The following is a 9608-nucleotide window of genomic DNA, read 5'->3' on the forward strand; positions in this document are numbered from 1 at the left end:
TGTCAGACCGTGGTATTCCGGCTAACTATAGACAAATGCACGGTTACGGTTCGCATACGTTTTCGTTCTGGAATGCTAAGGGAGAACGTTTTTGGGTTAAGTTTCACTTTAAATCACAGCAAGGCGTGGTGAATTTAACCGGCGAACAAGCAGATATATTAAAAGGGATAGATCCTGATTCATCACAACGCGACATGGTGGCAGCAATTAATGATGCTAACTTTCCGCGCTGGACTGTGAATGTACAGATTATGCCAGAAGCTGATGCCAATACTTACGCCATTAATCCTTTTGATTTGACTAAAGTATGGCCGCACAGTGATTATCCGTTGATTGAAGTGGGTGAACTTGAGCTAAACCGCTTACCACAAAACTACTTTGCTGAAGTTGAACAAGTGGCATTAGCACCAAGTAACTTAGTGCCCGGTGTGGGTGCATCGCCAGACAAAATGCTGCAAGCACGTTTGTTTTCATATGCAGATGCTCAGCGTTACCGTATTGGTACTAACTACAATCAGTTACCGGTTAACTGTCCGCATGCCGCTAAAGCCAACCATCATCAACGTGCTGGTGCTATGGCAGGAGCTCAGTGTCCTTATCAAGGTAGCCAAACCGGTGGTGATGCCAGTGTTAATTATGGTCCTAACAGCGTTGCACCACTCACTGAAAATGCAAGTTTTGCAGAACCACCGTTACGTTTAGCAGGAGAGGTTGCACGTTTTAGTCGTTATAATCAAGATGACTTTACCCAAGCTGGTAACCTATATCGTATCTTTAGTGAAGCAGAGAAAAATCGTTTAGTGGAAACGATTGCGGGCACACTCAGTCAAACGACCTTAGATGTGCAACAAAAAATGGTGGATCATTTTACTAAAGCGGATGTTGATTACGGTCGACGTGTTAAGCTGGCTTTGGCAAAGTAACCTGTATTTTGCGAAAGAATAAGCGACTATTAATGTCTTAACGCTAACAGATTAGTTGTTTAGTAAAACAGGAAGATAATCATTATCTTCCTGTTTTACTATTCATCACTAATACATGTGGGCGTGTAACCATTTATATGGGTAATATGCACGCTTACCAGTAAATAGGTACTTTTAAGGCACTTTTTCGTGAGTGCTCCATGGCAAACAATAAACTGGTTTCTTTATTGTCTAACCAAGCTTCAACATTAAGCTGATGTTGTGCACTCAAATGCCTTAATATTTTATATGCAGATAACGTACTAATCCCTAACGCTAAGTCTTGCCATGGTGCCCGAAAAGCCTCGCGCTTTTTAGCCGGATACATTTCTCCATAAGCAAACCCAACTAAGATACTTTCATCCAAAGCATCTGCAACATGTTGGTAATCAATACTGTTCATTTCAGCGGTTATCGGCATTGATTTTCCAATACGCTTCCATGAGGCTTGCTGTAGTTTGTTGGCAAATAAACCTAATTCTGGATAATGACGGCCCTGGTTTTTGCCGCTTTCAGCTGTTAATAGTAAATCGACTAATGCCAATTGTAATTGGCCATACTCAGGTTGTTGCCATATTGAGGCCAATTGAGTTGAAATAGACATTAAGCTGATATGGTTTTCTAGTTGTTGGCAAACAAGGGTTTTATTGTTGATGTTGGCAAGTGGCTTTGCATCATCTTGTAATAGTAAACAACAACTTTGCAGTGGGCTAACAAATGCCAGAGCCTGCTCAAGATGATCGAATAATGGACTGGTGCGCTGATCTAATAAACCAAATTGATTTAAGGTGAGCCTGAGTAAGCGCACACAGTGGCGTAATTCGCCCCACAAGGCTGATTGTTGATGAACATCACTCGTTGGCAGCGTTAATATATTTTCAATCAATTGCCAGCGCTCAAGACCTGTTTCTAATAATGTGCTCAAGACTTGCTGCATGTTATTGTTTTTAGGCAATGAGACATAATCAATATGTTCAATAGTGAACGGCTTTGATTTACCTGCAAGTTGATACCCGCGCTGAGCTTTACTTGCTTTCCCTAAGCGAAATGGAACTGATTTAGCGACTTCGATAGCTAATGTTATTAAGGCAGAAGTATCACCTGCGAGTAATTCAAATTCGAGTTCGCATATAGGGTCAACTTTATCATTAGCGATAATTTCACCGACATCTAATGCTACCTCAACGAGACTATCATTGAGGTATATATGCCAAGTTTGACGCTCAAAATTGGTTTCAAAAATACATGTTAACGATGTTGATACCTTGTCGAGATCATTTCCTATTGGCCAAATTTCTTTGGGGAAACGTGACAAGATCGGTGTTTTTTGATCAATGTTGACATTATATTCGGGACGGGAATGGATCCCCCCTACGACACGTCCTGCCGTTTTTATGGTCTGTTCGAGTTGATTATCAAAACCTCTTACACGTAAGCCCATATCCCATCTACGCAGTTGTAAATCGTCGGTATCGAAATATCCGTTGGTGAGCTTTTTCTGCCCTTGTGGGGTCGAATTAGGGTATTCATTCAATATTTTTTTTAATAAATCATGATGTTGTGGTTGAATGAATAGTTTTAACTCTATTTCTGCGTCCATTGACTTTATGTCTGCCTTGTCATTAAATATTCACTAATGCGTCACATTATCTTCATAATGTCATATTGTTGTAATAAAAATCTCTTAGGATAGCGTTGCTCGCATCATATATACTGAGCAACGATAACAGAGAAACTGTCGTACGAAATTAAAAAACACAGTTTCATTATGCGGACGCTTGGGTTAACATGCGCCCGCTTTTTCCAAACTGGAATTTATTAAATAGGTAAACGGCAATGCCAGTAAACTCTATTTTAGGTGTGTTTGCAAAATCACCTCTTAAGCCTTTAGAACTACATATCGACAAAGTACATGAGTGTGCATCACTTCTTGTTCCTTTCTTTGACGCAACCAATTCAGGCGACTGGGATGAAGCGATAAAGATACGTAAACAAATTAGTTTGCTTGAAAAAGAAGCTGACTCACTCAAACGTGAAATTCGCCTGACTCTTCCTGGTGGATTATTCATGCCTGTTGAGCGAACTGACTTGCTTGAGTTATTAACTCAACAGGACAAAATCGCGAACAAGGCAAAAGATATCTCTGGCCGTATTATTGGCCGTCAGTTAGTCCTTCCTCAGCCTATGCAAGATGCCTTTGGTGCTTATCTCAAACGTTGTTTAGATGCGGTATCACTAGCCAAGCGGGCTATTAACGAACTCGATGATTTACTCGAAACCGGTTTCCGTGGTCGTGAAGTTGAGTTAGTTGCCAAAATGATCACTGAATTAGATCTTATTGAAGAAGATTCTGATGATTTACAGATTCAAGTGCGTCGTCAGTTGTATGCATTAGAATCTGAATTGAATCCGATTGATGTGATGTTCACGTACAAAATTATCGAATGGGTTGGAGGTTTAGCAGATATTGCTGAGCGTGTCGGTTCCCGCCTAGAGCTGATGCTAGCTCGTAACTAATCACAAAGGTTATCAAGGAAACAACATGGTTGATGTATTAGTCACCAACGGCCCTATGCTCATTATGATAGCGGCTGCATTTGGATTTTTGATGGCATGGGGCATTGGTGCAAACGACGTAGCCAATGCAATGGGAACCTCTGTAGGTTCTAATGCCATTACCATTAAACAAGCGATTATTATTGCAATGATCTTTGAATTCGCCGGCGCTTTTTTAGCTGGTGGTGAAGTCACGAGTACAATTCGTAAAGGTATTATCGACGCGAGTTATTTTACTGATGTCCCTGAGTTGTTGGTATACGGCATGATTGCCTCATTACTTGCTGCGGGTATTTGGTTAGTTGTAGCGTCAGCGTTAGGCTGGCCGGTTTCGACAACGCATTCAATTATTGGTGCTATTGTTGGCTTTGCCGCAGTGGGTGTTAGTGCTGACTCTGTTGAATGGGGTAAGGTTGGCGGTATTGTTGGTTCTTGGGTAGTGACACCTGCTATTTCAGGTTTTATTGCTTATATCATTTTCCAAAGTGTGCAAAAGCTGATTTTTAATACCGATGATCCGTTAGCAAGTGCTAAGCGTTATGTGCCTTTCTACATGGCATTGGCCGGTTTTGTGATGTCACTTGTGACCATTACTAAAGGCTTATCACATGTAGGCATAAATTTTTCAACAGTTGAAGCATATGCTTTAGCAATTGTGGTTGCAGCCGTCGTCGGTCTAGCAGGTAAAATTGCTATTAGTCGTTTAAAAATGAGCGATAAAGCCGATCTAAAAACCCAATATGGTAATGTTGAAAAAGTATTTGCCATATTAATGGTTGTAACTGCGTGTTGTATGGCATTTGCCCATGGTTCAAACGACGTTGCTAATGCGATTGGTCCTTTAGCTGCTGTGGTTTCAGTGGTTGAAAGTGGTGGTGTTATTGGTGCTAAGGCTGTTTTAGCCTGGTGGATTTTACCACTTGGTGCTGTAGGTATTGTGTTAGGTCTGGCTATTTTTGGTCAGCGTGTAATGCAAACCATTGGTAAAAACATCACTCATTTAACCCCAAGCCGTGGTTTTGCAGCTGAATTAGCTGCCGCATCGACCGTGGTTATTGCTTCTGGTACTGGTTTACCTATTTCGACAACGCAAACATTAGTGGGTGCTGTGTTGGGTGTGGGCATGGCGCGTGGTATTGCAGCAATCAATATTGGTGTAGTGCGTAACATTGTTGTGTCTTGGGTTATTACTCTACCGGCCGGTGCAGCATTGTCTATTTTGTTCTTCTTCATTATTAAGAGCATCTTTAGTTAATTTGACTAAGACGCAATGAAGTATTAGCAGAAATGTGAACGCTGAATGTATTAAAGAAGGAAGTCATATGACTTCCTTCTTGCATTCAGAGCATTTAATAAATAGCATGACAATAAGTTTTCTGAGTTTGGATAAATACCGTGTTAAGAGTACTTTCAATTCTTATATTTTTACTTGCGCCAAGTGGCGTATTTGCAGCGCAAGCCCCAACGCGTTTTATTTCTGATGATGTGTTTACCTATATTCACGGTGGACCGGGTACAGAGTTTCGTATTATCGGTAGCGTTGAAGCAGGTCAGCCGGTCACTTTATTGGATAATACTGAAGGTGATTTTACTCAAATCATTGATCATAAAGGTCGTGAAGGCTGGGTATTAACCAGTTTAGTTTCAGATCAGCCTAGTTTTCGTGAACGTTTTCCTGAAATGGAAGCACAACTAAAACAGGCTAATGAACAATTAAATAATATTACTCAAAATACTGACAATACCGAAGAGTCTTTAACATTGTCTAATGAAAAGGTGGCAGAGTTAAGAGCTGCATTGACTAAAGCGATTAAAGAGCGAGATGATGCTAAGTCAAAGGTGCAACAAGCCGCTGATAACCAACGTTATGAAATGTGGCAGCAAGGTGGGTTAATTGCAGGTATTGGTGCGTTGATTGGTATTGTATTGGTGTATTTACCTCGCCCGCAACGTCGTAAGAAAAGCCGTTGGATGTAACATCTCAATGTAGATGAGATTTTTCGGAATATAATGACACGACTTATGTCACTAATTTGATTGTATAAAGGCCAACTATTCAAACGTTGGCCTTTTTTTTTACCTTACTAATGATGAAATGTAGTCATATTTATTCTTATTTTTGATTTGGTAATAGTTGTTATTTAACAGGTGGTTAACAGTGTTTTGTTGTTGCAATGTTAATTGTCTAGCACATTGTTTTGACCTATTTCAGTGAGCAAAATCAAACAATTATTAGCAAGTTTTCAACTTGAGTGTCCAAGTTCACATTTTGAATGTATAATCGCCGAAAAACCAGATCGTACATTGTATACAAAATAAAATATTCGTGAATACAATGTCCATTCAACAACGATAATAACCATCCTTAACCTGACCCAGATGGAAGCGAATACTATGTTCAAAGCGAGTGAAGTACTGGACGGCCGCTACGACAATGCCACTCTTGAGGAACTGTTTACTGCAGTGACCAACAATTACATTGTCGATGAAGAGCAATACCTGTCTGAATTAATTAAGCTTGTGCCTTCGTCTGAACAAGACATTGAGCAAGTGACTCGTCGCGCCCATGAGCTCGTGAGCAAAGTTCGTCAGTTTGAGAAAAAAGGCCTGATGGTTGGTATTGATGCATTTTTGCAGCAATACAGCTTAGAAACAAAAGAAGGCATTATCTTAATGTGCTTGGCTGAAGCCTTGTTACGTATTCCTGACGCGGCAACCGCGGATGCGCTTATCCAAGATAAACTGTCTGGTGCCAAGTGGGATGAACACCTTAATAAGAGTGAGTCATTACTGGTTAACGCCTCAACATGGGGCTTAATGCTGACCGGTAAACTGGTTAAGTTAGATCGTAATACTGACGGTTCGCCAAGTCATATACTTAAACGTCTGGTTAATCGTGTTGGTGAGCCAATGATCCGCCAAGCCATGCTTGCAGCAATGAAGATCATGGGTAAGCAATTTGTGTTAGGTGAGGACGTTAAAGAAGCACTTAAAAACAGTGAAGCTAAACGTAAGTTAGGTTATACCCATAGCTATGACATGTTAGGTGAAGCAGCATTAACCGCCAATGATGCGCAAAAGTATTTTAATGATTACAGCAATGCTATTCGCGATTTAGGCGAACAGCAATACGATGAAGCGAACTCACCAAGACCCACCATATCAATCAAACTATCTGCTTTGCACCCTCGTTATGAAGTCGCTAACGAGGATCGTGTATTAAGTGAATTATACGACACAGTTATTAAGCTGATAGTACAAGCGCGTGAACTTAACATTGGTATTTCTATTGATGCTGAAGAAGTTGACCGTCTTGAATTGTCATTGAAGTTATTTAAGCAGCTTTATCAGTCAGAAGCCGCTAAAGGCTGGGGCTTATTAGGCATTGTGGTGCAAGCTTATTCTAAGCGTTGTTTACCGGTGTTGTGTTGGTTGACGCGTCTTGCTAAAGATCAAGGCGATGAAATTCCGCTGCGTTTAGTTAAAGGTGCTTATTGGGACAGTGAGCTTAAATGGGCACAACAAGCGGGCGAGGGTGGTTACCCACTGTATACCCGTAAAGCCGGTACTGACGTGTCATATCTTGCTTGCGCACGTTATTTGCTGTCTGACGCCACTCGAGGTGCGATTTACCCACAATTTGCCACCCATAACGCTCAAACCGTTGCCAGCATTGATGCGATGGCAGGTGATCGTATATATGAGTTCCAACGTTTGCACGGCATGGGGCAAGAGCTTTACGACACCATGCTTGCAGAAAGCGGAGCTAAAGCGGTACGTATCTATGCCCCCATTGGCGCCCATAAAGACTTACTGCCGTATTTAGTACGCCGTTTACTTGAAAACGGTGCCAATACCTCATTTGTGCATAAGCTGGTCGACCCTAATACGCCGATTGAAAGCTTAGTCGTTCATCCATTGGTGACGCTATTAGGTTACAAGTCGTTAGCGAATCAAAAAATTGTTAAACCTGCTGATATTTTCGGTGCAGAACGTAAGAACTCTAAAGGATTAAACATGAACATTATTTCTGAGTCAGAGCCATTTTTTGCTGCACTGGATAAATATAGCGATACTCAATGGACCGCGGGTCCATTGGTAAACGGTAAAACATTAACGGGTGAAGTACAAACTGTTGTTAGCCCATATGATACTTCGCTAACCGTCGGTACCGTGGCTTTTGCAGATGCAAACGCAATTGAGCAAGCCATTGCTGGTGCAGATGCTGCTTTTGGTAGTTGGGTTCGTACGCCTGTTGAAACTCGAGCGAATGCACTACAGAAATTAGCTGATTTATTGGAAGAAAATCGTGAAGAGCTGATTGTATTATGTACCCGTGAAGCGGGTAAGAGCATTCAAGACGGCATTGATGAAGTTCGTGAAGCAGTCGATTTTTGTCGTTACTACGCGGTACAAGCTAAGAAGATGATGGCTCAGCCTGAATTACTTCCTGGCCCGACAGGCGAGTTGAACGAACTGTTTTTACAAGGCCGCGGAATTTTTGTGTGTATTAGTCCATGGAACTTCCCGTTGGCGATTTTCTTAGGCCAAGTATCTGCAGCACTTGCCGCGGGGAATACTGTTATTGCCAAGCCTGCGGAGCAAACCTGTTTAATCGGTTATCGTGCAGTACAACTTGCGCATGAAGCCGGTATTCCTACCGATGTATTACAGTTTTTACCAGGTACTGGCGCTGTTGTTGGTTCTGCAATCACTGCAGATGAACGTATTGGCGGTGTGTGTTTTACCGGCTCTACTGGCACCGCTAAATTGATTAACCGCACTTTGGCAAACCGTGATGGCGCAATTATTCCATTAATTGCTGAAACCGGTGGTCAAAATGCCATGGTTGTGGACTCAACATCACAACCAGAGCAAGTTGTTAATGACGTAGTTTCTTCATCGTTCACTAGTGCTGGTCAGCGTTGTTCGGCATTGCGAGTCTTATTTTTACAAGAAGATATTGCAGATCGCGTGATTGAAGTGATGAAAGGCGCCATGGAGCAATTAGTGATTGGCAACCCAAGTTCAGTTAAAACTGACGTGGGACCAGTGATTGATGCCACTGCCAAAGCAAACTTGAATGCCCACATTGATCATATCAGCCAGGTCGGCAAGTTAATTAATAAACTTGAATTACCAGCGGGTACTGAAAACGGCCATTTTGTAGCGCCTACAGCCGTTGAAATTAGTTCTATTAAGTTACTCGAAAAAGAACATTTTGGTCCTATTTTGCATGTTATTCGTTATAAAGCGGCTGATTTGGCAAAAGTGGTTGATGAAATCAACAGCACAGGTTTTGGGTTAACCTTAGGTATTCACAGCCGTAATGAAGGCCATGCTTTGTCGCTTGCTGACAAAGTAAACGTAGGTAACGTGTACATTAACCGTAACCAAATTGGCGCCGTTGTTGGCGTGCAACCATTTGGTGGTCAAGGTTTATCGGGCACGGGTCCTAAAGCGGGTGGCCCGCATTATTTAACTCGTTTTGTGACCGAAAAAACGCGTACTAATAACATTACCGCGATTGGTGGTAATGCGACATTATTGTCACTGGGTGATGCTGAAGAATAAGCCTGAAGTACTTGCATTAAGCCCACTTGCTCGTGGGCTTTTTGTTATCTCTAGTTTAGGTTAGTTAATGATGGCCCTGGATATCATTGCGTTGTAAACCACGACTGACATTTCTACACAGTTTTCCAAAGCGACTAATATCGCCAAACGAAGGTATAACGCCTTGAGCAATGGCTGCGTCCCAATAGTTCATTTCTGCATCAACAAGGTCGAGCAACTTTTTAGGGCAGCCCACACAGTTGTTGGTTGGGCCACAACTAAATATACCGGGTTGATCAAGCGGCAAAGAGGTTTTGACTTGATCAAGGAGCTGCTTCATCGCGCTCACTCTGTCTGGTTTACGTTCCATAGCCTCACCTCTATATAAGTTAGAGAATCCTTGTCAGCGTAACAAATTGGCATTAGGTTATGATTAACTTACATCAATTTTTTAGTGAATAAAGAGAGTTAAATAGATAAATTGATTATGGTTATGTAAATTATTTGTAGCAGTTTTCAGGTTTTAGAATAAAAAAC

The 9608-nt window shown here is 41.6% G+C and carries 6 protein-coding genes and 1 pseudogene; 5 read left to right on the forward strand and 2 right to left on the reverse strand.

Features of this window, described 5'->3' with window-relative positions; all coding sequences use genetic code 11:
• Window positions 1–923 (forward strand): annotated as a pseudogene (gene katB, locus CXF78_RS02585) (catalase KatB); the annotation flags it as partial.
• Window positions 924–1077: 154 nt separating this feature from the next.
• Here the strand turns inward: katB and CXF78_RS02590 are convergent.
• Window positions 1078–2562: a CYTH domain-containing protein gene (locus CXF78_RS02590; RefSeq protein ID WP_102035883.1), complete on the reverse strand. Its 1485-nt coding sequence runs from the start codon at window positions 2560–2562 to the stop codon at window positions 1078–1080.
• A gap of 236 nt (window positions 2563–2798) precedes the next feature.
• Between CXF78_RS02590 and CXF78_RS02595 the strand changes: the two genes are divergently transcribed.
• From CXF78_RS02595 to putA, 4 genes are all read left to right on the forward strand, one after another.
• Window positions 2799–3479 carry a TIGR00153 family protein gene (locus CXF78_RS02595; RefSeq protein ID WP_011636053.1) on the forward strand — a complete coding sequence of 227 codons (681 nt, stop codon included), beginning with the start codon at window positions 2799–2801 and terminating at the stop codon, window positions 3477–3479.
• A gap of 25 nt (window positions 3480–3504) precedes the next feature.
• Entirely contained in the window at window positions 3505–4773 is a 1269-nt protein-coding gene (locus tag CXF78_RS02600; protein ID WP_102035884.1) for an inorganic phosphate transporter, read from the forward strand.
• 140 nt (window positions 4774–4913) lie between these two features.
• Window positions 4914–5495 carry a TIGR04211 family SH3 domain-containing protein gene (locus CXF78_RS02605; protein ID WP_011636055.1) on the forward strand — a complete coding sequence of 194 codons (582 nt, stop codon included), beginning with the start codon at window positions 4914–4916 and terminating at the stop codon, window positions 5493–5495.
• A 402-nt stretch (window positions 5496–5897) separates the two neighbouring features.
• Window positions 5898–9092, forward strand: a complete 3195-nt coding sequence (gene putA, locus CXF78_RS02610) for a bifunctional proline dehydrogenase/L-glutamate gamma-semialdehyde dehydrogenase PutA (RefSeq protein WP_180957033.1) — start codon at window positions 5898–5900, stop codon at window positions 9090–9092.
• A 64-nt stretch (window positions 9093–9156) separates the two neighbouring features.
• Here the strand turns inward: putA and CXF78_RS02615 are convergent, their stop codons facing one another.
• The gene (locus CXF78_RS02615; protein WP_011636057.1) at window positions 9157–9441 is read right to left on the reverse strand and encodes a hypothetical protein; all 285 of its coding nucleotides are present in this window, start codon (window positions 9439–9441) and stop codon (window positions 9157–9159) included.
• Between the last annotated feature and the right edge of the window lie 167 nt (window positions 9442–9608).

This window comes from Shewanella sp. 11B5, from assembly GCF_002836795.1.
GTDB lineage: Bacteria > Pseudomonadota > Gammaproteobacteria > Enterobacterales > Shewanellaceae > Shewanella > Shewanella frigidimarina.

Excerpts from the sequence above, each read along its gene's own strand:
- putA (WP_180957033.1), top strand. The coding sequence starts at position 5,898 with ATGGAAGCGAATACTATGTTCAAAGCGAGTGAAGTACTGGACGGCCGC.
- CXF78_RS02595 (WP_011636053.1), top strand. The coding sequence starts at position 2,799 with ATGCCAGTAAACTCTATTTTAGGTGTGTTTGCAAAATCACCTCTTAAG.
- CXF78_RS02590 (WP_102035883.1), bottom strand. The coding sequence starts at position 2,562 with ATGGACGCAGAAATAGAGTTAAAACTATTCATTCAACCACAACATCAT.
- CXF78_RS02600 (WP_102035884.1), top strand. The coding sequence starts at position 3,505 with ATGGTTGATGTATTAGTCACCAACGGCCCTATGCTCATTATGATAGCG.
- CXF78_RS02615 (WP_011636057.1), bottom strand. The coding sequence starts at position 9,441 with ATGGAACGTAAACCAGACAGAGTGAGCGCGATGAAGCAGCTCCTTGAT.